The following is a 26,925-nucleotide window of genomic DNA, read 5'->3' on the forward strand; positions in this document are numbered from 1 at the left end:
ACGGGCCGGCGCCCCGCCTTCCGCGCGACGCCGCCGAAGAGCCCGCGCTATGTCGGGCGCTTGATCCAGCAGTAGCGAGGACGAGCTATCGTGAGGCCCAACCGCTCCTGGAGCGCCCGCGAGGCCACGTTGCCGGGAGCCACGTGTCCGTAGGGTACGCGCCCCTCGGAGATGATCTTGTTGGCGAGCGCCGCCTCGAGCGCACGGGCGTACCCGCGGCGCCGATGCTCCGGGAAGACCTCGAGCATCCCCATGGAGGCCTCGGTGTGCTCGCCGATGAAGCCCACGAGCTCGCCGGCATCGTTGAAGCCCCCGTGCACCCAGCCGCGCTCCAGATGGTCGATGATGACCTCGCGGTCGAGCATGTGGTAGCGCCGCTCGATCGCGTCGAGGTCCGCCGCGTCGAGCGTGCGGATGGAGATCCCCGCCGCCCCTCCGTCGACGGGCCCCGTTCCCTCATAGACCCACAGGTCGTAGCAGGACGGCTCGATGTCGGGCTCGAGGAGCGGCGCGTAGCCGGCGCCGGCGATCGACACCAGGGCGCCGGCGGGGATCCGCGCGAAGAGCTCGCGCGCGCCCTCCTCGCTAAACGGAACGGCGAAGTAGCAGCCGCCGATCTTGAGCTGCGTGAGCACGCCGTAGACGGGATCGGCATAGCGCAACTCCGAGCGGCCGAGACGCAGCGGCTCCGAGACCGGCAGCAGGCCGCGCCGCTCTGGCCGCGCGTCCATGAGCGCAAGCGCCGATGCGACCGCCCCTTGGTATCCCGTGTCCATAGAACCCCCTCCGTCGACGCGTCCGTCCCCTATCTTAGGACTTCGGAGGGCACCTGCGAGGCGTCGAAGCGGTAATGCGCGATCGGCGGCATGCTGAACGGGTATGCCAGGTAATCCTCCTCCTAGCCGGCGGCGAGCCATCGCCACCTGCCCGTCGCTGCCTCCATCCCTATCCAGAGAGTCTAGCATCGCGCCGGCGGCGCGGCGCCCGCCGCGCATACGGGCTCGGCCCCCACCGATGCTGACAATCGCATCGCCGGGGGCCGAGCCGGTGTGAGGTCGCGTCGTGCGGGGTCGCTACCCGCCCAGGTACGCCTTGCGGACGTCGTCGTTATGGAGCAGCTCCTGGCCGGTGCCGGTGAGCGTGATGCGGCCCGTCTCCATGACATAGCCGCGGTTTGCGATCGAGAGCGCCGCCTGGGCGTTCTGCTCGACCAGCAGGATGGTCGTGCCGGCCTCGTGCAGCGCTTGGATGATCTCGAAGATCTGCTCTACGAGGATAGGAGCGAGGCCCATCGAAGGCTCGTCGAGCATGAGCAGCTTGGGGTTGGCCATGAGCCCGCGACCCATGGCAAGCATCTGCTGCTCACCGCCGGATAGCGTGCCCGCCACTTGGCGACGGCGCTCCTTCAGGCGTGGAAAATGGGCATACACGCGCTCGAGGTTGCCGGCGATCGTGTCGCGCGGCTGAGTGTAGGCGCCCATGTCGAGATTCTCCTCAACCGTCATCTGCTGGAAGATGCGCCTGCCCTCGGGAACATGCACGAGCCCGTGCTCTACGATCTTCTCGGCGGGCATATGGGTTATGTCCTCGCCCATGAACTCGATGGAGCCGGTGCGCGTGCGCAGCAGACCCGAGAGGGTCTTCAGGCTGGTGGACTTGCCGGCGCCGTTCGCGCCGATGAGGGCCACGACCTCGCCGTCGTTCACCTCGAAGGAGATGTCCTTGATGGCATGGATCGCCCCGTACCACACGTTGATGTTGCTAACGGACAGCATCGTTACGCCTCGACCTCCTTCTGCTTGCCCAGATACGCCTCGATCACGGCGTCGTTCCGCTGGATCTCCTCCGGCGTGCCCTTGGCGATGATCTTGCCGAAGTTGAGCACGCAGATGCCCTCGCAGATGTTCATGACGAGGTTCATGTCGTGCTCGATGAGCATGATCGCGATCTGGAACCGGTCGCGGATCTTGACGATGTTCTCCATGAGCTCGGCGGTCTCGGACGGGTTCATGCCCGCGGCGGGCTCGTCGAGCAGCAAGAGCTTCGGGTTCGTGGCGAGGGCGCGCACGATCTCGAGCCGGCGCTGGGCGCCGTAGGGCAAAGAGCCCGCCTCGTGGTCCGCGAGCCCGGCCATGTCGAAGATGTCCAAAAGCTCGAGGGCGCGCTCGTGGTAGAGCTTCTCGCTCTTCCAGTGGTGGGGCAGGCGCAGGATGCTCGTGGCCATGCCGCAGTGGTGCTGGTTGTGCAGGCCCACCGCGACGTTCTCCTCGACGGTGAGGGTGTTGAACAGGCGGATGTTCTGGAACGTGCGCGCCACGCCCAGGCGGTTCACGCGCGCCGGGTCGAGCCCCGCCGTGTCCTGGCCGTCGACCATGATCGTGCCGCGCGTGGGCGCATACACCTTGGTGAGCAGGTTGAACACCGTGGTCTTGCCCGCGCCGTTGGGGCCGATGAGACCGCAGATCTCGGTGCGGCCGACGGTGATGTTGAAGTCGTCCACGGCCTTGAGGCCGCCAAAGTCGATGCCCAGGTGCAGGCACTCGAGCGCGGGCGCCTTGCCCAGGTCGCGCTCGGGCATGATCGAGACGCTCGGGACCGGCACCATCTTGGTGCTCTCGCGGCGGCGCTGGGCGAAATCGGTGAACTTACTCATCCGCCTCACCTCCCTCGGCGGCGACGGCCGGCTCCGGCGAGTCCTTGCGGAAGCGCCGGCGCAGCGACTCGGCCGCGCGCTGGTACACCTTGAGGTGCGGGACAACCATCACGAGGATGAGCACGATCGCGTAGAGCAGCATGCGGTACTGGTTGATGGGGCGCAGTACCTCGGGCAGCACCGTGAGGAAGGCCGCCGAGACGATCGAGCCCGAGATGTTGCCCATGCCGCCGAGCACCACGTACACGAGGATGAGGATCGACTGGTTGAAGTCGAACTGCGACGGCACGACCGTCGAGTAGTTCATGGCGTAGAGCACGCCCGCGGCGCCGGCGAGGGCGGAGGCGACGGTGAACGCCATGAGGCGGTACTTGGTGACGTTGATGCCGATGCTCTCGGCGGCGATGCGGTTGTCGCGCACGGCCATGATGGCGCGGCCGTCGCGGCTGTGCATGAGGTTCAAGACCACGGCGACGGTGATGAGCACGAGCACGATGCCGAGCGCGAAGGTCGAGATCTTGTCGATGCCCACCGCGCCCTTGGGGCCGTTGATGAGGATCGTGCCCTGGCTCATGCCGAGCGAGCCGGAGTCGCGCATCGAGAAATGCAGGCCCGCGTCGTCCACGCCGACGTAGAGGATGTTCAGCAGGTTCTTGATGATCTCGCCGAAGGCGAGGGTCACGATGGCGAGGTAGTCGCCGCGCAGGCGCATGACCGGGATGCCCACCAGAAAGCCGATGATGCCGGCAGCGGCCGCGCCCACCACGGCGGAGAGCACGAAGAGCACGAGCTCCGACTCGATACCGAAGCGGGTGAGGCACCCGGCGACCACGACGCCCGTGAACGCGCCCACGCTCATGAAGCCCGCGTGCCCGAGCGAGAGCTCGCCCGAGACGCCGACCACAAGGTTGAGCGACACGGCCAGGCTCACGTACGCGCAGATGGGCACGAGCTGGCCCGAGAGCGAGTGCGAGATGAGGCCCATGGCGTCGAGCAGGGTCACGGCGACGAACGCGACGATGACGATCGCGTAGGTGATGATGGTGGACCGCGTCTGCGGCTTAAGCATGTTGATACCCATGACGCTCACCTACACCTTCTCGTGGACGGGCTTGCCGAGCAGGCCCGCGGGACGGATGAGCAGGATCACGATGAGCACGCCGAACACGACGGCGTCGGCGAGCTGCGTCGAGATGTAGGCGCGCGCGAAGATCTCGATGACGCCCAAAAGGATGCCGCCGAGCGCCGCGCCCGGGATGGAGCCGATGCCGCCGAGCACCGCCGCGGTGAACGCCTTGATGCCGGGCATGGAGCCCGTGGTGGGCATGATCGTGGGATACGCGAGGCACATGAGCACGCCCGCGATCGCGGCGAGGCCCGAGCCGATCGCGAACACCATCGAGATGGTGGAGTTCACGTTGATACCCATGAGCTGCGCGGCGTCGCGGTCCTCGGAGCAGGCGCGCATGGCCTTGCCCATCTTGGTCTTGCCCGTGAACATGGTGAGCGCCACCATGATGGCCACGCAGGCGAGGATCGTGAGGACGGCGGTGGCGCTGATGGTGAGCGCGCCGTCGAAGAGCCGAAGCGCGGGCAGGCTGATGACCGACGAGAACGACTTGGGGTCGGAGCCCATGATGAGCAGGGCGGCGTTCTGCAGGAAGTAGCTCACACCGATGGCGGTGATGAGCACGTTCAGCGAAGGCGCGTTGCGCAGGGGCTTGTAGGCGAGCCGCTCGACGACGATGCCGAGCACCGTGCACCCCACGACGGAGAGCGCCACGCCGGCGATCGCGGGGAGCCCCAGGTAGCTCACGGCGCAGAAACAGATGTAGGCGCCCACCATGATGACGTCGCCGTGCGCGAAGTTGAGCATCTTGGCGATGCCGTACACCATGGTGTAGCCGAGCGCGATGATGGCGTACACGCTGCCCAGGCTCATGCCGTTGATGAGGTTGGCGAGAAACTCCATGTCCCCCTCCTTTCATGTGAAAAGCGGAGACCACCGGGTACGGGTGGCCTCCGCACAGGACCGTAGTGCTAACGGACGCGTCGCTTACGCATCGAGCGGCATGTAGACGCCGTCCTGGATGACCATGCCCATGGGCTGCTTGGAGATCTCGCCCGTCTCGGACCAGGTAGCGGCCTCGCCGGCCGTGGTGAGGCCGGTGAAGGAGAAGTCCGGGGAGGTGAAGGTCTCGACGAGGCCGTCGCAGATCTCGGAGAAGTCCGCGTCAGGCGTGAGACCGGCGGTCTCGATGGCCTGCTTGATGGCGTAGATGCAGTCGTAGGCGTCGGCGGCGAACTGGTTGGGGGTCTCGCCGTCGCCGTAGTCGGCGCCCTTGTAGGTCTCGACGAAGGCCTGCGTGGCCTCGTCGGTCGCGGTGGCGACGAACGGGGTCAGGAGCATGCAGCCCTCGGCGAGCGAGGTGTCGAAGCCCTCGACCGTGAGGAGGCCGTCCATGCCGTCCACGCCGAACCACTTGGGGGCGTAGCCCATCTGGTTGGCCTGGGTGAGGATGAGCGAGATCGGGGTGTAGTAGATCGGCAGGAACACGAGGTCGGCCCCGTTGTTCTTGGCGTCGTTCAGCTGCACCGTGAAGTCGGTCTGGTTGTCCTCGGTGAACGAGGTCTCGCTCACGATCTCGAGGCCGAGCTCGGCCGCCTCGGCGAGGAAGCTGTCGTAGATGCCCGTGGAGTAGGTGTCGGACATGTTGTAGATGATGGCGATCTTCGTGCCCAGACCCTGCTCGGCGATGTACTGCGCGGACGCGGCGCCCTGGTTGGGGTCGGTGAAGCACATCTGGAAGACGTTCTCCTTGCGGGGGATGGAGATGTTGCCGTCGGCATCCTCGAAGCCGCCGATGACGTCGGTCGACGAGCCGGACGGGGTGAGCTGGAACATGTTGTCGGCGTTGGTCTCGGCGGACACGGCGACGCAGGGCGTCGTGGTGACGGTGCCCACGAGGATCTGCATGCCCCAGTCCTTGAGGTTGTTGTAGGCGTTGACGGACTTCTCGGCGTCGCCCTCGTCATCCTGGAAGTTGAGCGCGAACTGGATGTCGCCGCCCTCGGCGTTGATCTCGTCGACGGCGATCTGGGCGCCGTTCTTGACCGCCTGGCCGTAGATGGCCGCGGCGCCGGTGGTGGGCCCGATGCCGCCGATCATGAAAGCGGTGCCAGCGGCAGGAGCGCTGCCGGAACCGGCGGCGGCGCTATCGTCGTTGCCGGAGCATCCAGCAAGGATGCCTGCTGCCCCCAAACCTGCGGCGCCCGCAATAAGGCCACGGCGGCTCACAGACGGATTGAGATTCAAGCTCGACATACGGCTCTCCTTTCATCAAGATGCCAGGCGATACCCGGCGGGACTGCATCCACCTAAGGCGTAAAGCCGCAAGGTACATCCCCCCGAGCGACAATGCGGAACTGGTGGTTTTAGTCACGATAGCGTTTTTTTGGGTAAAAGGTAAGGTGCTCTGGCCATGCCATGCGCCCGGGGATGCATACCATACAATCTGATTAGCAATCTACCTGCGCTTATGCCGCACATTGATACGTTTTGGGACATGTTACATCTGTGTTTCGCATTCGCGCCTCACAGACCGGAAGAATGGCAGGCAGATATGGTCGTTACACCAACGCGCCCGGGCGAAGCACCAGGCGCCCCGCGATAGGCGAAGGAGTCACCATGGCCAACCCCAACCGCACCGTAAAGATCGGACTCATCGGCCTCGGCACCGTGGGCGGCGGCACCGCGCGCGTCATCTTGGAGCACCGCGACGAGTACCGCTCCGCGTACGGCATCGACCTTGTCATCGCGAAGGCTTGCGCACTCGAGCCTGAGCGCGCGGCCGAGCTGGGGCTTCCCGAGGGCACGTTCACGCCCGATTGGCACGACATCGTCAACGACCCCGACATCGATATCGTGGTCGAGCTCATCGGCGGGGAGCATCCCGCGACCGACATGATCGAGGCTGCGCTCGAACATGGCAAGCACGTGGTAACGGCTAACAAGGCGCTGCTCGGCCGTAATATGGAGCGCCTCTGCGCCATCGCTCGCGAACATGGCGTCCAGTTGCGCTGCGAAGCATCTGCAGGCGGCGGAATCCCCATCGTAAACGCGCTCGAGCACGCTCTGGTCGCGAACGACGCGCTCACCATCGCGGGCATCCTGAACGGCACCACCAACTATATCCTCACGCGTATGACGACCGAGGGCTCCGAGTTCTCAGAGGTCCTCGCAGACGCCCAGCGCCTGGGTTACGCAGAAGCCGATCCCACCGCGGACGTCGACGGCTTCGATGCGGCCTCGAAGGTCGCCATCCTCGCCTCGATCGCCTTCCATAGCCGTGTCACCACCGATGATGTCTTCATGCAGGGCATACGCTCCATCTCCCCCGTCGACATCGACGAGGCGCGCAAGCTCGGCTGCGTCATCAAGCTGCTCGGCATCGCCCGTCGCACAGCTGAAGGCGTCGACGCTCGCGTGCACCCCGCCATGGTCCCCGCGTCGCATATGCTCGCCGGGGTGAACGGCGCCATGAACGCGGTCTTCGCCGTGGGCGATGCCGTGGGCGAGACCATGTTCTACGGCGCCGGCGCAGGCGCCTTCCCCACCGCGAGCGCCGTGGTGGGCGACATTCTCGAGGTCGCGGGTCCCCTCTCCCGTGGAACCGCGCCCGAACCCGAGCCCGAGCCATACGGCCGCGTGCTCGCCATCCGCCCAATCGACGGCCTCGAGACGCGCTACTACCTGCGATTTGCAACGACATCCGACGGCGCCATCGAGCGCATCGCCTCCGCGCTCGCAGGCGCCGGCATTCCCGTGGAGTCCATCGCTCCGCATCCCAAGGACCAGCTGACCATCACCGTGCTCACCGGCACCGCCCGCGAGGGCAGCGTGCAAAGCGCGCTCGCCGCGATCGCCGAGGCAGGAATCGCCCAGCTCGGCAGCCTCATTCGCATCGAGGACACGGGCTTTTGGTCGACGGGGGCGAAGGACAACTAGGACCGGGCACTCCTGCCCTGCCTGCACGCGCCCTCGCCACCGCATCCGGCTTGTCGCCTTCATCCTTAACGAAGCGGCCCCTTCCCCCAAGCGTTTCCGCAACCGCACGGCGGCGAGGAACAGCGAAGGTGAAGGGGCCGTTCTGTAAGGTGGTGTCCTGTAAGGTGATACCTGGTTACACGTAGAACAGGATGTCGTCGTAGGTGGGTACGGGCCAGTAGTCCGCCGCCACGATCTCTTCCATGGCGTCCACCGCGCCGCGCAGCGTCTCCATAGCGGGAGCGACCTCATGCGCGTAGCAGTTCGCCTGCTCTTGGCCGTCCACGATCGCCTCGGCCTTCTGGTGCGCGGCGTCGAGCGCCTTGATGGCCTCGTTGATTGCCGTGATGCCGTCGCAAAGCTTGTTGAGCGTGTTCGACTCGCAGGTCATCGCCGCTTCGGCACCTGCGCCGCGGATGATCTCCAAGCCCTTGGCGACCTTCGTGGCATAGGCGGTGATCTGCGGGCGATAGGTGCGCCTTGCCTCGCGGACCATCGTCGTTGCCTCGATATTCATGAGCTTGTTGTACTTCTCGAGTTTGACCTCGTAGCGGCTGAACGCCTCGGTCTCGGTGAGCACGCCCATGCCTTTCCACAGCGCAAGGCTTTCGGGCGTGACCATCTGCGGCAACGCATCTGCGGTGGTGCGCAGGTTTAGCAGGCCGCGCTTCTCCGCCTCGATGGGCCAGGCATCGGAGTAGCCGTCCCCAGAGAACAGAATGCGGCGGTGCTCGTTGAGCGTCTGCTTGCAGTACTCGAGCGCAGCGGATGCGAATTCATCGGACGGCACCCCCTCGAGCGCGTCGGCGAACTCCTTGAGCGACTCGGCAACCGCGGTGTTGAGCACGAGGTTCGCGTCGCTCGGATTCTGCTCGGAGCCCACGCCGCGGAACTCGAACTTGTTGCCCGTGAATGCGAAGGGAGAGGTGCGGTTGCGATCGGTGTTGTCTTGCTCCAGGTTAGGAAGGACGTCTGCACCCAGGTCGAGCACGCCGTGCGTGGCATGTACGCTCGCCTTGCCATCCATGATCTTCTGCACGACCTCGGTGAGCTGGTCGCCCAAGAAGATGGAGATGATCGCCGGCGGAGCCTCGTTGGCACCCAGACGGTGATCGTTGCCGCAGCTCGCAACCGACATGCGCAGGAGGCCCTGGTATTTGTCGACCGCCTCGATCACGGTGGTGAGGAACACCACGAACTGCAGGTTCTCCAGCGGCGTATCGCCGGGATCAAGCAGGTTCTCGCCGCCCGCGGAGAGCGACCAGTTGTTATGCTTGCCGCTGCCGTTGATTCCCTCGAACGGCTTCTCGTGCAGCAGGCACGTGAGGTCGAAATCGGTGGCGACGAGTTTCATCTTCTCCATGACGAGCATGTTGTTGTCGATGCCCTCGTTGAGCTCCGTGTAGACGGGAGCGAGCTCGTGCTGGCAGGGAGCGACCTCGTTGTGCTTGGTCTTGGCGGGAATGCCGAGCGCCCAAAGCTCGTCATCGAGCTTCTTCATGTACTTGGACACGCTCGGGCGGATGGCGCCGAAGTAGTGCTCCTCGAGCTCCTGGCCCTTGCAGGGCGGCGCGCCGAAGAGCGTGCGGCCGGTGATGACCAGGTCGCGACGCTTGCGGTAGGCATCCTTCTTGATGAGGAAGTACTCTTGCTCGAGCCCGACGCTCGGGACGACGCGCTTGGGATGCTTGCCGAAGAGCGCGAGCACGCGCTTCGCCTGAGCATCGAGCGCGTTCATGGAGCGGAGCAGCGGGGTTTTCTTATCGAGCGCCTCGCCGTTGTACGAGCAGAACGCGGTAGGGATGCAGAGCACCTCGTCCTTGATGAACGCCGGGCTCGTAGCATCCCAAACGGTGTACCCGCGCGCCTCGAAGGTGGCACGTAGGCCGCCGTTGGGGAAGCTCGAGGCGTCGGGCTCGCCCTGGATGAGCGCCTTGCCGGTGAACTTGGTGATGGCGTTGCCGTCACCCACAGGCTCGAGGAAGCTATCGTGCTTCTCGCTCGTGATGCCCGACAGCGGCTGGAACCAGTGCGCGTAATGGGTTGCGCCATGCTCGATGGCCCATTCCTTCATGGCATGCGCCACCGCGTTAGCGACGTCCAGGTCGAGCGGCTTGCCCTCATCGATGGTGGCAGCGAGCCGTTTGTAAACGTCTTTGGGGAGGTGCTGCTTCATGATGCTCTCGGAAAAGACCATCGTCCCAAAGCGTTCAGTCAGATCGGCCATACGGTTGCTCCCTTCATACTGCGAACCGGGTGCACCGGTCCGCCCGGTCTGCGAACACCTAGCAGGTTAGCCTTGCCTTGTTGCGGCGACATTTCGAGCATATTGCCGCCTCGAAACATATTCGAGGGTACCTCAGCTACCGCGCCCGTATCTCCAAAGACCTGCTCCACTATGCGAACTACATGCATACGGAAACGCATCAGAGCAGATAATCCAACCAATATAGCAATCTGCGGGCGCGGACGCCCCCGCCGCGCGCAAACGCCGCATCCGGAGCGTTACCCAATTGAAACACGCTTGCAAATGCATGGAAAAATACCGCTCCTACCATAGCGACGTCTATCGGCATCCGGCACGCGACACCAGCTGGGCGCCATTCGAACACGTCCCGGCATCCTAGGGAGGCAAACGATGCAACACGACCAGCGGCGACCGGGCGCACACACGGCCGGCACGCTCTACCGCTCCGAGTTCGAGCATGATGCCTGCGGTATCGGCGCGCTTGCAAATATCAACGGCGCCCGCAGCCACCAGATTCTCGACGATGCGCTCTCGGTGCTTGTGAACCTAGAGCACCGCGGAGGCACGGGCCTCGAGCGCAACACCGGCGACGGAGCCGGCATCCTCTTCCAGATCCCCCACCATTTCTTCCGCAAAGAGGCTCAGCGGTGCGGGCGCATCCTCCCCGACGAGGGAGATTACGCGGTCGCAATGCTCTTCTTCCCGCAGGATGCCACCGGCGTGCACGACGGCCGTCGCATCTTCGAGGACGGCTGTGCCGAGCTGGGCATCCCCGTGCTCTTCTGGCGCGAGGTCCCCGTCGACCCGCACGACCTGGGCTCGACCGCGCGCTCCTGCATGCCGACGATCTTGCAGTGCTTCCTTCGCCGCCCAGACGGCGTCGAGCGCGGTGACGATTTCGAGCGAAGGCTGTACCTCTGCCGCAGGACCATCGAGAAGCGCGCCCAAGCCGAGCACGCGCTCGCGGACAAGATATTCTATGTATGCAGCATGAGCGCGCGCATCCCAACCGTCTCATCATCCATAATGGCGAAATCAACACCCTGAAGGGAAACGTCAATTGAATCCGCGCGCGCGAGCCGAACCTCTATTCCCCCGTGCTCCAAGGCGACCTCGAGCGCGCGCTGCCCGTCATCGACCGCATGGGCTCCGACTCGGCGATCCTGGACAACGTCCTCGAGTTCCTCGTGATGAACGGCCGCCCGCTCACGCGCGCCGTGTCCATGCTCATCCCCGAGCCCTGGGACAGAAACGACAACCTCGCACCCGACCGGCGCGCCTATGACGCCTACCAATCCATGCTCATGGAGCCCTGGGACGGACCGGCTGCCATCGCATTCACCGATGGGCGCACCCTCGGGGCGGCGCTTGACCGCAACGGCCTGCGCCCCGCGCGCTACTACGTGACGCGCGACGATCGCTTCTTGCTTTCAAGCGAGGTAGGAACCATCGACATCGAACCGGAGAACGTGCTTGCCTGCGGATGCCTGGGACCGGGCGAGATGATCGAGGTCGATCTCGCTGCCGGGCGCATCCGCTCGAATGGGGAGCTGCGCCGCAGCTTCGCGAAGCTCAAGCCCTTCCGAGAGTGGATTGAGCAGGAAACCATCGAGCTGGCAGACCTTGTCGAGGAGGGCATCGCGCGCGTCGGCTCGAGTAGGCGGGAAGACTCGCTCGAGCCCGCGGAGAGCGTTGGTCGCGAGGCATTCGCCCGCACCGCCGGAAAGCTCGGTTACCACTGGGATGACATCCAAGAGGTCATCGAACCCATGGCTTCCACAGGCGCCACCCCGCTCGCCTCGATGGGCATCGATGCGCCGCTCGCCTGCCTCTCGCGTCGCACGCGCTCGTTCTTCGATTACTTCTTCCAGCTCTTTGCCCAGGTCACGAACCCTCCTATCGACGCCCTTCGCGAACGCATGGTCACCTCTACGGTCCTTTACCTGGGCAACCACGGGAACCTGCTCGAAGACTCGCGCAGCGCATGCCGCCTCATCCGGCTCGAGGCGCCCGTTCTCACCACCGCAGAGCTCTCGGCGATCGAGCGCATCGACCGCACCGGATTCACGACCGCACGGTTCAGGGCGGTCTACCGGCGCGACGCTGCCCCGGGCGCGCTCCGGCGCGCGCTCGAGGAGCTTGGCCGCTCCGTTGAAGAGGCGGTGCGCGCGGGGACGAACATCATCGTGCTCTCCGACCGCGCGGAGAAAGACGAGGTGCCGATCCCGTCGCTTCTCGCCACGGGTGCGGTGCATCACCACCTCATCGCATGCGGGCTCAGGACCTTCGCCGACCTCGTCGTCGAGAGCGGAGACGCCATCTCGGCGCACGATATAGCGGCGCTCGTGGGATACTCGGCAAGCGGCGTGGTCCCCTACATGGCGCACGCCGTCATCGAGAACCTCGCGCGCGATGGGGCGTTGCGCGACGCAAAGGGGCAACCGATACCGGATAGCCAGGGAATCGCGAACTACAACCGCGCGCTTGTTGCCGGTATGGTCTCCATCATGTCCAAGATGGGCATCTCCACCGCGCAGGGGTACCACTCCGCGCAGATCTTCGAAGCCGTCGGCCTGTCCAGCGACGTCGTCGACCGCTACTTCACCGGAACGGTTTCACGCGTGGGCGGGCTTTCGGTGGAGGATATCGAACATGAGCTGAACGCCCGATACGACGAAGCGGAACTCCGAGCGCATGGAGCCAGTCCCGACGAGCTCCCCACGCTCGGCCTCACGAAGTGGCGCCCCGCCGGCGGCGAGGACCATCTCATCGACCCAGAGGCCATCTATCTGCTGCAGCAAGCGGTGCGCAACGACGATTACGCGACCTTCCTCTCGTTCAGCGAGCATCTGCACCAGCCGGGGCGCGCCGTGCGCCTGCGCGACCTCATCGGCTTCGACGCATCTGGGCGCGCCCCCATCCCCATCGAGGACGTTGAACCCGCGCAGAGCATCGTGACGCACTTCAACACCGGAGCGATGAGCTTCGGATCCATCAGCGCCGAGGCACATGAGTGCATGGCCATCGCCATGAACCGGCTTCATGGTCGCTCCAACTCGGGCGAAGGTGGCGAGGACCCATGCAGGGCCACGCCGCGCGCGAACGGGGACTCGGCTAATTCCGCCATCAAGCAGGTCGCGAGCGGGCGTTTTGGCGTGACGAGCCGCTACCTCGCCTCCGCCTCGGAAATCCAGATCAAGATGGCCCAAGGTGCCAAACCCGGCGAAGGCGGGCATCTGCCCGGCAAAAAGGTGTACCCGTGGGTGGCAGAGGTGCGCCACTCGACACCGGGCATCGGCCTCATCTCGCCCCCTCCCCACCACGACATCTACTCCATCGAGGACCTCGCCGAGCTCATCTACGATCTCAAATGCGCGAACCCGGGCGCCCGCGTGAGCGTGAAGCTCGTTTCGGAGACGGGCGTGGGAACCATCGCCACGGGCGTTGCCAAGGGCGGCGCCGACAAGATCCTCATCTCCGGGCACAACGGCGGATCGGGCGCCGCGCCGCGCGATTCCATCTGGCACGCGGGACTCCCGCTCGAGCTTGGCCTTGCGGAGACGCAGCAGACGTTGCTCCAAAACGGCCTGCGCTCGCGCGTGGTGCTCGAGGCGGACGGCAAGCTCATGGACGGCACCGACGCCGCCGTGGCATGCCTTCTGGGCGCCGAGGAATTCGGCTTCGCAACCATGCCCCTCATCGCGATGGGCTGCCTCATGCAGCGTGACTGCCACCAGGATACCTGTCCTGCGGGCATCGCAACCCAGAACTGCCGGCTCAGGTCCCGCTTCGCCGGGAAGCCCGAGCACGTCGAGCGCTATATGCTGTTCGTGGCCGAGCAGCTGCGCGGCATCATGGCGCAACTCGGCTTCCACACGATCGAAGAGATGGCCGGCCATCCCGAATGCCTGCGCCAGATGCCCGTCGAAGGCAACTGGAAAGCGAACCGACTCGACCTTACCGCCCTGCTCGATACCGGCGCATGCGAGTTCGGCGCGCACATACCAGGCGCCGACGGTCGGCATTTCCTACCCGAAATGGCTCCTGACCTCGGCCTCGACAACGTCCTCGACGCTACGCTGCTCATCCCCTACACCGCCGAGGCGCGCCGCGCCCTGACGCCGGTCCAGCTGCATGTCGACATCGACAACGTCGACCGTTGCGTGGGTACGATGCTCGGCCACGCTGTGACCGAAACGCACCCGGACGGTCTGCCGGAGGGATCGATCCGCATCGATTGCACGGGATCGGCGGGGCAGAGCTTCGGCGCGTTCCTCCCCGCAGGCATCTCGCTGTCTGTGGCGGGCGACGCGAACGACTACTTCGGCAAGGGCCTCTCGGGCGGTACGCTCTCGGTGAGGCCGATGCCCGAGGCGACCTTTAAGTTCGACGAGAACATCATCGTGGGCAACGTGGCGTTCTTTGGGGCAACAAGCGGGCGCGGCTATGTGAACGGGCTGGCGGGCCAGCGCTTCTGCGTACGCAACTCGGGTGCGACCGTCGTGGTCGAGGGCGTGGGAAGCTGCGGTTGCGAGTACATGACGGGCGGAACGGTGCTCGTCCTCGGCGCGGTGGGCGCGAACTTCGCGGCAGGCATGACCGGAGGCGTCGCCTATGTCTACGACGAGCTGGGCACGCTCGAGCGGTGCGTCAACCACGACACCGTCGAACTCAAGCAGCCCGACGCAAAGGAGCTGCAGGAGATCCGCACGCTCATCGAAGAGCACGTGCGAGCGACGCAAAGCCCCCGCGGGATCCGCATGCTCTATCAATTCGACTCGCTCGCGCACTCCTTCGTGAAGGTCGTTCCAGAAGCCTACGAGCGCGTGGCAGCTGCCATCGCCCGGGGAATCTCCGCTGGCATGACCCGCGACGAGGCAGCGCAGGCAGCTTACAAGATCGCCCAGGAGGTATAGCATGGGACAGGTTGGGGCATTTCTCGAACACGGCCGCGTCGTTCACAGGCTCCGCCCCGTCGAGGAGCGGACGCGCGATTTCAACCAGCTCTACATCGAGGTCACCGAGGAGGAGCACCGCGTCCAAGCGAGCCGCTGCATGATGTGCGGCGTCGCCTTCTGCCAAGCGGGCATCTCGTTCGGGGGCGCACGGCCGAGCGGCTGCCCGCTCCACAACCTCATCCCCGAGTGGAACGACTTGGTCTGGAAGGGACGATGGGGCGAAGCGGCCGCGCGCCTCGCGCTCACGAATCCCTTCCCGGAGTTCACGGGGCGCGTCTGCCCCGCGCTCTGCGAGGCGGCATGCAACCTGGGAACCGTCGAGGGCGAGCCCACGGCGATTCATGATACCGAGCTAGCTATCTCGGATTTCGAATGGACTCATGGCGGTCCCGCCCGCTTTGCAGCGGCGAGCGCCTCAGCCGGGCGCGTTGCCGTGGTGGGCTCAGGGCCGGCAGGACTCGCCTGCGCCTGGGAGCTCGCGCGGCGCGGCTTCAACGTGGATGTATGGGAGCGCGATGATCGGGCGGGTGGCCTGCTCATGTATGGCATACCGCAGATGAAGCTCGAGAAGCGCATCGTCGAGCGGCGCATCCGGCTCATGGAGGAACTGGGCATCACGTTCCACCTCGGCGCAGACGCCTGCGACCCGGACATCGCCGAGTGCATCGCCCGCGGCTCAGACGCCGTCGTCATCGCGACGGGCGCACGCGAAGCCCGGACCCTCAACGTGCCAGGCATCGATGCTTCCGGCGTCTACCAGGCACTCGAATACCTTTCCGCGACGACGCGCGCGCATCTTGACGGAACCCCCGAGCCGATTTCGGCAAAAGGCAAGGATGTCGTGGTCATCGGCGGCGGCGACACTGGAAATGACTGCCTCGGCACCGCCGTGCGCCAAGGCGCGCGCAGCGTGCGCCAGCTCGAGGTGCTCCCCGAACCGCCCGGGGCGCGCGCCGCAGACAACCCCTGGCCCGAATGGCCCGGGATCAAGCGGACCGACTACGGACAAGAAGAAGCGATCGAGCTCATGGAAGGCGAGATGAGGCGCTGGTCGTGCGACACCGTGCGCATCGAGGTGGATGCCGAGGGCGCGGCACGAGGCGTCACCGTGGCAGACCTCCGTTGGGAAGGCGGTGCGCCCGAGCGCGTGGCGGGAAGCGAGGAAACCCTCCACGCACAGCTTGTTCTCATCGCCTGCGGATTCACCGGACCCGAGCGCGGCGTCTTCAAGACGCTTGGCTGCACGTTCAGTCATCCCGAGGCAAGAAGCCCGCGGCCGCTCGTCATCGGCACATCGCATCGCTGCGCGAGAGAGGATTCCGGCGACAGCCGGGATACCCATGCGGGCGAAAGCCGAGCATCCACAGCGAAGCCCGTATTTACCTGCGGCGATGCCCGTTCCGGCGCCTCGCTTGTGGTTTCCGCCATCGCCGATGCGCTCGCCTGCGCGGACGAGGTCGCCCGCGCGCTCTCCCACCGGGCTTCTGCTACCATCGAATGACAATCGCGACCATCATCGAGAGGAGCACCCATGCGCATCGACTCCATCTTCGAATCTGCGCGAGAGACCGGCAAACCCCCCGTCTCTTTCGAGATGTTTCCACCCAAAGGCGAGCTCACCCTCGACCGCGCGCGCGAAGCGGCGGGGGAGCTCTGCACGCTTGGACCCGACTTCATCAGCGTGACGTGCTCGGCAGGCGGTGGCGGCAACTTCGGCCAGACGGCTGCCATCGCGTCGATGATCCAAGAGGATTTTGAGGTGAGCTCCGTAGCTCACCTCACCTGCATGTCGCTCACGCAAGAGCAGCTCAGCGCGCGCATCGCCGACTATCGTGCCGCCGGCGTGGAAAACGTGCTCGCGCTGCGCGGCGACAAGCCCGTACCCGGTAGCCCCGCGTATGGCGCGCCAAGCGACTACGCCTATGCCGCGGAAATCATCCCACTGCTGCGTGAGGAGGGCTTCTGCGTGGGTGCCGCCGCGTATCCCGAAGGGCATATCGAGTGCGATGACCTCGCCCTGAGCGTCGAGCACCTCAAGCTCAAGCAGGATGCCGGAGCAAGCTTCTTCGTAACGCAGCTCTTCTTTGATAACGAGCACTTCTACCGCTTCGCAGACCTTGCAGATAAGGCGGGCATCACCGTGCCCATCACCTGCGGCATCATGCCATTCATGAGCCGCAAGCAGATTTCGCGCATGGTCTTCATGTGCGGTGCCTCGCTGCCCTCTCCGGTCATCAAGCTGCTCGCAAAGTACGAATCCGACCCGCAGAGCTTGAGGCAGGCAGGTATCGACTATGCATGCCGGCAGCTCATAGATCTTGCCAACCATGGTGTGGATGGGTGCCACGTCTACACGATGAATCGCGTGGACGTCGCGCGCGCTGCCATGGAAGCGCTCGGGCGATAGCATGATCGACGCGGGCCCATCGCATTGCGCACCGGAGATCGGTATCGCGCGCCCGTGGCATCCCGAGCCCGGCACCATCTCGATCAACCGCGCAGAAGCCCTGCATTACCTTGGCTATCGCGGCCAAGAGCTCAACGTTGAGCTCGCCGAGCGCATCGAGGCGATCATCGACGACCTGGAGCATCGCTGCACGCCACGTGGAACCTGGGCGCTCTTTCCCATCGGCATGCCGCTGCGCACGGACGACGGGATGCCACAGGTACCCCTCGAGGGCGCCGCGGTGACGCTCTCCGGCTTCGATATCCTCAGGCATCTGCGAGGGGCGCGGTACGCAGCGGTTCTCGCCTGCACGCTCGGCATCGAAAACGAGCGCCGCCTGCGCACGGCAGCCGTTCAGCAGCCCCTCGAGGGCGCCGTGCTCGATGCGGCGTGCTCGGCCTACGTCGAGGCGGCGGTATCGGCGCTTGACGGCCATGTCGCCGAGCTGGCCGCTCGATGCGGCTTCTCAACCAACCGGCGCTACAGCCCCGGCTACGGCGACCTGCCGCTTTCCTCTCAACCCTGCCTGCTTGCCGCCACGAACGCCACGCGGCTCGCCGGCATCACCGCAACCGCGGGAAACCTGCTCCTCCCCTCCAAAAGCGTGACCGCGCTCATCGGGTGGTTCGATGGCGAGGTGGCGGACGCGAACGACGGGCCGAGGTGTTCCTGCTGCCCCGCCCGGGGAGGCTGTCCCTTCCTCGCTCACGGGGAGACCTGCCTGGCGCGCACACCCTAGATCAAGCTGCACCCACCGTAGATTCCCCGACGATTCGCCCGCGGTACAATGAGCAGACCCGTCGTTGTATCTGAACCGAACCGATCCCTGGAGGTCCTCATGGCCGCCGATACCAATCCCGAGCGCATGCGCGCACTCGCCCCGCTCAGCTCGCGCATCGCCGCAGGCGAACGCTATGCATGCCGCACCCACGATAGGCTGCGCATCGCTGACGACAACCTGCGCGAGGTCCTGGAGGGCAGGCGCCACCTCTTGTTCGACGGTGGGATGGGCACGATGCTCCAAGCCGCCGGCCTTGCCGCAGGAGCCTCTCCCGAGCTCCTGAACCTGAGCGATCCCGAAGCTATCGAGCGCATCCATCGCGCGTATGTCGAGGCGGGCTGCGACGTGGTTACCACCAACACGTTCGGAGCGAGCTCGCTCAAACTCGGAGGAACCGCATCCGTGGACGAGGTCTTCTTTGCGGCTGCTCGCGCTGCTCGGGCCTCGGGAGCGCGCTACGTCGCCGGCGACATCGGACCGCTCGGCGCCCTCCTGCATCCCTTGGGCACCCTCTCATTCGACGAAGCCTACGCCTACTTCGCAGAAGAGGTTCGCGCAGCCGCGGCGGCCGAAGTCGACATCATCGTCATCGAGACCATGACCGACCTCGGCGAAATGAAGGCAGCCATACTCGCCGCCAAGGAGAACTGCGATCTACCCATCTTCGCAACCATGACCTTCGAGAGCGACGGCCGGACGTTCCTGGGCACCTCGCCCGAGGTTGCCGCGGCTACCCTGGACGCGCTCGGGGCGGATGTCCTTGGTATCAACTGCTCGCTCGGCCCCATAGAGATCCGTCCGTTCGCCCAGCGCATGCTCGCCGTAACGGCCAAACCGATCATGGTCCAGGCGAATGCAGGCCTTCCGCGCGTCGAGGACGGCTGCACCGTGTACGACATCACGCCGGACGACTATGGACAAGCCGTCGCGAAGATGGTTGCGGACGGCGTGGCCGTCATCGGCGGCTGCTGCGGAACCACTCCCGCCTACATCGAACGGCTCGCTCGCTTCCTCGATGGGCGCGCACCCAAACCAAGGCCTCGACCGGATCGCTTCGTCGCCGCAAGCGCTCAGAAGCTCGTCGCGCTCGACGAACGCGCCATCGCCGTCATCGGCGAGCGCATCAACCCCACGGGCAAGAAGCGCCTGCAGGAGGCGCTGCGAGCAGGCGATATCGCGTACGTTGTCGGCCAGGGCATCACGCAGCAGGAGCAGGGCGCCGACATCCTCGATGTCAACGTAGGGCTTCCAGGTATCGACGAAGCGGCGATGATGCTCAAGGTCGTCGAGGAACTCGAGGCGGCGACCGTCCTCCCCCTGCAGATCGACTCGACCAACCCCGTTGCCATCGAGGCCGCCGTGCGCCGGTACCCCGGGATCCCCCTCATCAATTCCGTGAACGGCGAGCGATCGAGCATGGATGCCATCCTCCCCATCGCCGCTCACTACGGCTGCGGCATCGTCGCGCTCACCCTAGACGAGCAGGGCATCCCTGAGGCTGCCGATGAGCGGGTTGGCATCGCGCGGCGCATCATAGATGAGGCATGCGCCCTCGGTATCGATCGCAACCGCATCCTGGTGGATACGCTCGTCATGACCGCATCCACCAACCAGCACCAGGTTCTCGAAATCCTCGATGCTGTCAGGCGCTGCCGGAGCGAGCTCCATGTCCGCTGCTCGCTCGGCGTCTCCAACGTGAGCTTTGGCCTGCCCGCACGAGGGCTCCTGAACGCAACGTTTTTAGCGGCCGCATTCGGCGCGGGCCTCAGCGCGGCGATCATAAACCCTGCATCCGCCCGCTACATGGATACCGTACGAAGCTTCAAGGTGCTCAACGCGGAGGACGAGGGATCCGCCGCCTTCATCGAGCGCTATGCGACAGCTCCCGACCCCTACCGGATCGCCGCCGGCGGTGCAGCCATATCCACGCAGACAGAGCTGGAGGGCGCACCGAGCTGCCCGGAGCCTCAAGCACAGCGGCGCAGCGCGAGCACAGGCCCCAACGCCGACGCCAACTTGGAAGCAATCCGCCATCTCATCGTAAGCGGACGCAAGGGGGACATGCCCCAGGCGACCGCCTCCGCCCTTGCCTCCCACGATCCGCTCTCGCTCATCAACGAATGCTTGGTTCCCGCACTCGATGATGCAGGCGAGCGCTTCGATCGGGGCGAGTTCTTCTTACCTCAGCTCATGGCATCTGCCGAGGCAGCACGGGCGGGGTTCGACACCATTCGCGCCGCCCTCCCTGCAGGCGATATCGAGAGCAAGGGAGGCGTGTGCCTCGCCACCGTGAAGGGCGATATCCACGACATCGGCAAGAACATCGTGAAGATGCTCTTGGAGAACTACGGCTACACGGTGTTCGACCTCGGGCGCGATGTCGATCCTCACGATATTCTTGCCGCAGTGCGCGAGCGCGGGATCCGTCTCGTGGGTCTCTCCGCGCTCATGACCACCACGGTACCGAGCATGGAAGAGACCATAGCCCTTATCCATCGCGAGGCGCCGGATGTCAAGGTTGTCGTAGGAGGCGCGGTCCTCACCCCCGATTACGCTCGCACAATCGGCGCCGATTACTACGCCAAAGATGCCGCCGAAGCCGTGCGAATCGTCGAGGAGGTATTGTTGGACTAGCTATCGTAGAATTCGTTCATTTCTGAACTATCTATCGTAAGTATTATTTATAATACTATATACTTTTAAATTAATTCTACGAATTGATTGTTAATAATGCATTATTTTAACGATGTGTACACATATAGTGCATTATTACTACGATTGACATTTCTATAATGCAGATTTAGTACGATAGCAGTAGTTTAGAATACATTATTCTTACGATGTCATTATTAGGGATGCATTTTTCTTACGACAACCGGCTCCCAAACGATCCCACTCGCACCGCAGTCGCCTCGCCCGCCTGATACCAAAGGCTTCGCAAGGAGTTGCTGTTGCGCGGGATAGTGCTCGGGCTCCATCCCACGCAACAGCGGCTGCACTCATCTATTAGCTTCTGACCTGCTAGTTCTTAAGGGAATTGAGTGGCGCGGGGAAGCGGCCGCCGCGATGTGCGAACACGGTACCCGCATGCTTGTTCACCGGCATCACGGGGGCGCGCCCGAACAGACCGCCGTACTCGACCACATCGCCCACGCCCTTGCCGATGGCGGGGATGATGCGGACCGCAGTCGTCTTGTTGTTGATCACGCCAATAGCCATCTCATCGGCAATGATGCCCGCAATCGCCTCGACCGAGGTGTCTCCGGGAATGGCGATCATGTCGAGACCGACGGAGCACACGCAGGTCATGGCCTCGAGCTTTTCAAGCGAAAGCGCGCCGCGCTCGACCGCCTCGATCATGCCGGCATCCTCCGAAACAGGAATGAAAGCTCCGGAAAGGCCGCCCACGCTCGAGGTGGCCATGACACCGCCCTTCTTGACGGCATCGTTCAACAAGGCGAGTGCGCACGTGGTGCCCGGACCACCGCAGGTCCCCACACCGATGATCTCCAGAATTCGCGCGACGGAATCGCCGATGGCGGGCGTAGGCGCAAGCGAAAGGTCCACGATGCCCTTTTCAACACCAAGTCGTCGGGCCGCTTCGCGGCTCATAAGCTCGCCTGCGCGCGTGATCTTGAATGCGGTTTGCTTGATTTTCTCGGCTACCTCCATCATGCTTGCGCTCTCAGGCAGCTGCTCCAACGCCGCAGCCATGACACCGGGGCCCGAAACGCCAACGTTGATCACGGCATCCGCCTCACCCGAACCATGAACGGCACCCGCCATGAAGGGCGAGTCCTCGACCATGTTGGCAAACACGACGAACTTGGATGCACCCACCGCGTCGCGGTCTGCCGTGAGCTCAGCCGAGCGGCGAACGACCTTCGCGACCTCGAGGACTGCATCCATATTGATGCCCGCCCTCAGGCTCGCCACGTTTACACTCGAGCACACGCGACTTGTCTGCGCAAGCGCCTCGGGAATACATGCGATAAGCCGACGGTCGGCATCGCCCATTCCCTTCTGCACCAAGGCGGAATAGCCACCCAGATAATCGATTCCCAAAGTCTCCGCCGCACGATCGAGCGCATGGGCTAGCGGCGTTAGGTCCTCATCAGAGCATGCCGCGGCGATTTGGGCGATTGGCGTCACAGACACGCGCTTGTTCACGATCGGTATACCGTACTCGCGTTCCAAGTCCCGTGCGGTCTCGACAAGGTGCTCCGCCGTCTTGGTCACACGGTCGTATACCTTGGTGCACATACGGTCGAGGTTCTCATCCGAGCATCCCAGAAGCGAGATACCCATAGTGATGGTCCTGATATCAAGGTGCTGCTCTGCGACCATGTCGCGGGTCTCGAAGATCTCGGCTACAGTGATGGCCATAGGCGCTCCTTACTTCCCCGCACGCAGCGGCATCCGGTCCGTGCGGCTATTGTACCGCGTCGTGGCATGGAGCCGCATTTCGCCGCCAGATGGGCCAGCAAAAGCGCCCGGCAACCGCCCGCCCCATCAGTCCTGCACAACAACCGGGTAGGATATTCCCACCAGCATTTGATCGAAAGGCTTCCCATGAGGACGTTCACCCGCGCCATCGCCGGCACGCTTGCCGCCGCCGTCATAGCACTCGGTATCATCTCGGCTATTTGGACCTTCACACTTGACGGGTCGGCAGCACAGGATTCACTCGGCGCGACCGCGGCGAACGCCGTTATCGACGCCACCGGTATCAAAAACCGAATCGATGAGATGCTCCATGGTGCGGCATCTGACATCGCCGCCGCCACCGGCTTACCGGAGGGGCAGGTCACCGGCGCGATCGACAGCCTCGACATTCCCTCTTGGACCGTCGTCGCCCTTCCCGAGGACGCCATCCCTACCGGTAGTTTCGATACCACATATCAAGGGGCGGCCGCAACGGTAACCACCTACAGCGACCCCTCATATGTGACAGTCTCCGCACTCGGCCAAGAGCTCACCTTCGCCGTTCCGGAAAGTGCGCAGGACTCCATAGGCATCCTCGCATATCTATAGAGCGGCGGCCGAAAGGCTTCCGCATCTTCCCGCGCTGCGTTCTATTTCTCATCACCCATCGTAGTATTCATTCATTCTTGCTATAGTTTTCGTAGGATTTCGCCATTATCTTATTAGATATTTTATTTAAATTACGATATTCAATGTATTAATGCATTATTTTTTCGATATCCATAAGCTAGATGGATTATCGTTATGCTTAGCCACTTATACATGCACTTTCCTTACGATAGCCCACTCAGGATCTCGGCGATCTCGTTAAGCGGGCGATGGATACGCCTATAGGACCTTGTCGCGACTCCTCAGACAGCAGAACCCATTAGCACGGTAGCCCGCTCGCTGTGCGCCGAGCACAGCGACGGCAGACCGAAAAGGGGTGCGAACCTCGCCGTCGCGGCTCGCACCCCAAATCATCATCTAGAACGGTGTCCGTCAGCTGCATCCGGTGGTGGTGCCGCAATCCATGCAGACCTTGCAGGTACCGTTTTGGACCATACGGGAGCTCCCGCAGTTGGGACAGACGCTGCCGTCATACAGTCGCTCGCCATGGATCGCCGTATCATGGACCGCCTCGTTCACGAAGGCTGCTGTGAAGAAGTCCCCGGTATCGATCGAACCGGTCTCCTCTTCGAGTTCCTGCGCTTTGACGGCTGCAATGCGGTTGAGCTCCTCGACGGAGGCTACGGGTTCCTCATCGAAGGCGGGCTCCACCGGAGCAGGTGTCCCAACAGGAGCGGGCGTGGCGCCGGCGATCTGGCTCCAGCCCTGAGGCTTAACCTGGACGCGCGTGTAATCTCCAAGCTCGATATCAATCACCTTGGAGATAAGGTCGGAGATCGAGGTGACGTACTTGATGTTGGGATGGCTCTGCACGAAGCCATAAGGCTCATACATCTGGCCCCGCAGCATCTTCGAGATTCGCTCAGCAGGGATTCCATACTGCAGCATCACCGAGATGGTCTTGGATAGCGAGTTGAGCAAACCCATGATCGTGGTGCCCTCGCGATCGGTCGTCACGAAGAGCTCCGAGATCTTGCCCTCCTCGTTGCGATTGACCGTGGTGTAGATCTTCACGCCATCGATCTGGGCGAGATGCGTATGCCCGCTTCTAATGCCCACGATGCGGCGACGCTTCGCAGGTGCCGACGCGCCGGCAAGCTGCTTCTGCGCACCGCGCGCGTACTCGAGCAGGGCTGCGTAGGAAAGGTCGCCCAAGTCCCTCTCGACCGCCTCGTCGGTAAGCGTGTTGTTGAGCGGCTGCGCGTTCTTCGAACCGTCGCGATAGAGGGTGATGCCCTTGCAGCCCGTCTGCCAAGCGAGCAGGATGACATCCTTGAATTCCTGAACGGTAGCCTCGCGCGGGAGGTTGACCGTCTTGGAAATGGCGCCGGAGACGAGCGGCGTGAGCGCGGCGACCATGAGCACATGTCCGCGCGGATCGATATAGCGCTCGCCCGAGCCGCACACGTTCGCGGTGTCGAAGACCGCAAGGTCGTCCGGATCAAGATGCGGAGCACCCTCGATCTTGCCGTCCTTGATCATGCCGTTCTCGTCGGTCGCCTGCACGTAAGCGAGGATGTCGTCGATATCGCCCTCGGCATATCCGAGCCGACGCAGCGCGTCACCGATGACCGGGTTCGCGATGGTCATGAAGCCGCCGCCTGAGAGCTTCTTGTAGATCATATGGCTGAAAAACGGTTCGATGGAGGTGGCGGCGCAGTCCATGGCGAACGAGATGGTGCCCGTAGGCGCCATGACGCTCACCTGAGCGTTGCGGTAGCCATAGCGCTCGCCAAGCTCCTCGGCGAACGTCCAGCTCTCGATAAGCGCGCTGGCAAGGGAGGACTCGCCCGCCTCGCTCAGAAGGTCGAAGTCGACGATGGGCGGCTCGACGGTGAGGTCCTCGAAGGCATCGTTGCGAGCGCCCGCCACGCGCGCATGGTTGCGGATGACGCGCGCCATGTGCCGCCTGTTGATGTCGTAGCAATCAAACGGGCCGATCTTGCGTGCCATGATGGCGGATACCGCATAGCTCCGACCGGTAAGCGTGCCCACGATGGCAGATGCGAGGGCGCGCGCCTGGGGCGAGTCGTACGGCATGCCCTTGGCCATGAGCAGACTTGCAAGGTTCGAGATTCCCAAGCCAGTCGCACGGAAACGATACGTCTTGCGCGCGATGTCCTTCGTGGGGAACTGTCCCCAGGCGATTGACGCCTCGAGCGCAAACTGCACCATGTCGACCGTATGCTCGAAGCCCTCGACATCAAACGAGTCTGCCACGGGATCATAGTAGCGATAGACGTTGATGGAAGCTAAGTTACAGCTCGAATCATCAAGGAAGGCGTATTCACCGCAAGGATTGGTGGAGTTCAGGCGATTGTACTTGGCCCCCACAACACCGTCCTCGCCGCCCGGGCAGGTATGCCATTCGTTGAAGGTGTCGCTGAACTGCGGTGCGGGATCGGCGCAGCGCCAAGCGCACTCGTTAAACGTATCCCAGATGCGCTTCACGGAGACCTCGTGGTTGAACGAAGGGTCGACACGCCCTTTGAGCTCATAGACCGCATCGGGATGATCGTCGAGATCCATGACCTTAGCCATGAACTCGTTGTCGATGCGCAAGCTGTTGTTAGAGTTCTGGCCCGAGACGGTTGAATAGGCTTCGCCATTGATGTCGCCGTCGTAGCCCATCTTCATGAGGGCGAGCGCCTTGTCCTCTTCCTTGGCCTTCCATGTGATGAACTTCTCGATATCGGGATGGTCGATATCGAGGCAGACCATCTTGGCCGCACGGCGCGTAGTGCCCCCGCTCTTTATGGCGTCCGCGTTGCGGTCGAGGCCCCTGAGGAAGCTCATAACGCCGCTTGACACACCACCGCCCGATAGCTTTTCGCCCTCGGCGCGCAGGGCGCTGAAGTTGGAGCCCGTACCGGAGCCGCCCTTGAAGAGCTTGGTCTCGGTCACAAACTCGTCGGAGATGGAATGGTCGCCCAGCAGCTTGTCCTCGACCGACACGATGAAGCAGGCGCTTGCCTGGGTGCGCGTGTACTGGTCGATCGACTCCACGACCTCACCGGTGGCAGGATCGACGTAGAACATGCCTTGAGGTTCGCCGGAGATACCATAGGCGCGCTTGAGGCCGGTGTTGAACCATTGGGGAGAGTTGGGGGCGAAGCGCTGGTCCAAGATGAGGTATACGAGCTCATCGTAGAGAATCTGAGACTGATCGCCCTCCTCGATAAGCCCCTCGTCAACAAGGGCCGCGACCCAGAAGTCCACCATACGGTGCGCCACCTGGGCTAGCGAGACCTCATGCTCGGTCTCGGGTACACCGGCGCGCCTGAAATACTTAGAGGCGATGATGTCAACGGCATTTTGCGAGTAGCCTACCGGGAACTGAAGATCATGCATCTCGCACAGGATCTTGCCGGTCTTGTAGTCCGTAAGCATCACATCGCGGCTTGACCACTCGAACAGGTCGTATACCGTCTTGTCTGCATTCTCGGGCTCGTCGAGCACGGATGTGAAACGGCGCTGGAGCAGCTCTTCGATCGTAGTTGCCATGAATGGGCCTCGCTTTCGACTCGGCATCCCTGGGGCCTTGAAGGAACTATACGATGCCATGCGGACATGCTACCTAGCCTCCGCACATGAGCGCGCAGCGAGGGCAGCGCATTTGATTCTAGCAACTTGGTTTACAAGACGCACACTACATATAGTTCCTTTCCGTAAACGGTCATACTACATATTGAATTACC

At 63.8% G+C, this 26,925-nt stretch carries 15 protein-coding genes and 1 pseudogene; 7 read left to right on the forward strand and 9 right to left on the reverse strand.

Translation table 11 applies throughout. From position 1 onward, the window contains the following. Positions 1–47 precede the first annotated feature (47 nt). The 6 genes from C1717_RS00535 to C1717_RS00560 form a co-directional block, all read right to left on the reverse strand. Positions 48–776, reverse strand: a complete 729-nt coding sequence (locus tag C1717_RS00535) for a GNAT family N-acetyltransferase (protein ID WP_245859324.1) — start codon at positions 774–776, stop codon at positions 48–50. 297 nt (positions 777–1,073) lie between these two features. Beyond that, positions 1,074–1,775: an ABC transporter ATP-binding protein gene (locus tag C1717_RS00540; RefSeq protein WP_102371320.1), complete on the reverse strand. Its 702-nt coding sequence runs from the start codon at positions 1,773–1,775 to the stop codon at positions 1,074–1,076. A 2-nt stretch (positions 1,776–1,777) separates the two neighbouring features. Then, positions 1,778–2,653, reverse strand: coding sequence for an ABC transporter ATP-binding protein (locus C1717_RS00545; protein ID WP_102371322.1), 876 nt, complete (start codon positions 2,651–2,653; stop codon positions 1,778–1,780). After that, positions 2,646–3,734, reverse strand: a complete 1,089-nt coding sequence (locus C1717_RS00550; protein ID WP_102371323.1) for a branched-chain amino acid ABC transporter permease — start codon at positions 3,732–3,734, stop codon at positions 2,646–2,648. The genes C1717_RS00545 and C1717_RS00550 overlap by 8 nt, the downstream gene beginning before the upstream one ends. Before the next feature lie 9 nt (positions 3,735–3,743). Continuing rightward, the gene (locus C1717_RS00555; RefSeq protein ID WP_102371325.1) at positions 3,744–4,625 is read right to left on the reverse strand and encodes a branched-chain amino acid ABC transporter permease; all 882 of its coding nucleotides are present in this window, start codon (positions 4,623–4,625) and stop codon (positions 3,744–3,746) included. 84 nt (positions 4,626–4,709) lie between these two features. Then, the gene (locus C1717_RS00560) at positions 4,710–5,978 is read right to left on the reverse strand and encodes an ABC transporter substrate-binding protein (protein WP_102371326.1); all 1,269 of its coding nucleotides are present in this window, start codon (positions 5,976–5,978) and stop codon (positions 4,710–4,712) included. A gap of 363 nt (positions 5,979–6,341) precedes the next feature. Here C1717_RS00560 and C1717_RS00565 point away from each other — a divergent pair, with 363 nt between their 5' ends. Further along, on the forward strand, positions 6,342–7,661 hold the full coding sequence (locus C1717_RS00565) for a homoserine dehydrogenase (protein WP_102371327.1): 1,320 nt from the start codon (positions 6,342–6,344) through the stop codon (positions 7,659–7,661). 175 nt (positions 7,662–7,836) lie between these two features. Here the strand turns inward: C1717_RS00565 and C1717_RS00570 are convergent, their stop codons facing one another. Next, positions 7,837–9,927: a glutamine synthetase III family protein gene (locus tag C1717_RS00570; protein ID WP_102371328.1), complete on the reverse strand. Its 2,091-nt coding sequence runs from the start codon at positions 9,925–9,927 to the stop codon at positions 7,837–7,839. A gap of 411 nt (positions 9,928–10,338) precedes the next feature. Here C1717_RS00570 and gltB point away from each other — a divergent pair. The 5 genes and pseudogenes from gltB to C1717_RS00595 all read left to right on the forward strand — a co-directional run bounded on the left by gltB (position 10,339) and on the right by C1717_RS00595 (position 20,767). Continuing rightward, positions 10,339–14,864, forward strand: a pseudogene (gene gltB / locus C1717_RS00575) (glutamate synthase large subunit). Between the two features lies 1 nt (position 14,865). Beyond that, positions 14,866–16,407 carry a glutamate synthase subunit beta gene (locus C1717_RS00580; RefSeq protein ID WP_102371329.1) on the forward strand — a complete coding sequence of 514 codons (1,542 nt, stop codon included), beginning with the start codon at positions 14,866–14,868 and terminating at the stop codon, positions 16,405–16,407. A gap of 30 nt (positions 16,408–16,437) precedes the next feature. Then, the gene (locus C1717_RS00585; RefSeq protein ID WP_102371330.1) at positions 16,438–17,313 is read left to right on the forward strand and encodes a methylenetetrahydrofolate reductase; all 876 of its coding nucleotides are present in this window, start codon (positions 16,438–16,440) and stop codon (positions 17,311–17,313) included. Between the two features lies 1 nt (position 17,314). Beyond that, on the forward strand, positions 17,315–18,091 hold the full coding sequence (locus C1717_RS00590) for a hypothetical protein (protein WP_102371331.1): 777 nt from the start codon (positions 17,315–17,317) through the stop codon (positions 18,089–18,091). A 99-nt stretch (positions 18,092–18,190) separates the two neighbouring features. Continuing rightward, positions 18,191–20,767, forward strand: a complete 2,577-nt coding sequence (locus C1717_RS00595) for a homocysteine S-methyltransferase family protein (protein ID WP_245859325.1) — start codon at positions 18,191–18,193, stop codon at positions 20,765–20,767. Between the two features lie 387 nt (positions 20,768–21,154). Here C1717_RS00595 and C1717_RS00600 read toward each other — a convergent pair whose 3' ends face one another. Next, positions 21,155–22,519, reverse strand: a complete 1,365-nt coding sequence (locus C1717_RS00600; RefSeq protein ID WP_102371332.1) for a PFL family protein — start codon at positions 22,517–22,519, stop codon at positions 21,155–21,157. A 186-nt stretch (positions 22,520–22,705) separates the two neighbouring features. On the opposite strand from C1717_RS00600, the gene C1717_RS00605 reads away from it, so the two are divergent. Next, on the forward strand, positions 22,706–23,167 hold the full coding sequence (locus tag C1717_RS00605; RefSeq protein WP_102371333.1) for a hypothetical protein: 462 nt from the start codon (positions 22,706–22,708) through the stop codon (positions 23,165–23,167). A gap of 432 nt (positions 23,168–23,599) precedes the next feature. On the opposite strand, the gene C1717_RS00610 is transcribed toward C1717_RS00605, so the two are convergent. Further along, the gene (locus tag C1717_RS00610) at positions 23,600–26,731 is read right to left on the reverse strand and encodes a vitamin B12-dependent ribonucleotide reductase (protein ID WP_102371334.1); all 3,132 of its coding nucleotides are present in this window, start codon (positions 26,729–26,731) and stop codon (positions 23,600–23,602) included. Positions 26,732–26,925: the final 194 nt, after the last annotated feature.

The sequence above is a fragment of the Enorma phocaeensis genome, from assembly GCF_900186505.1.
GTDB classification, from domain to species: domain Bacteria; phylum Actinomycetota; class Coriobacteriia; order Coriobacteriales; family Coriobacteriaceae; genus Enorma; species Enorma phocaeensis.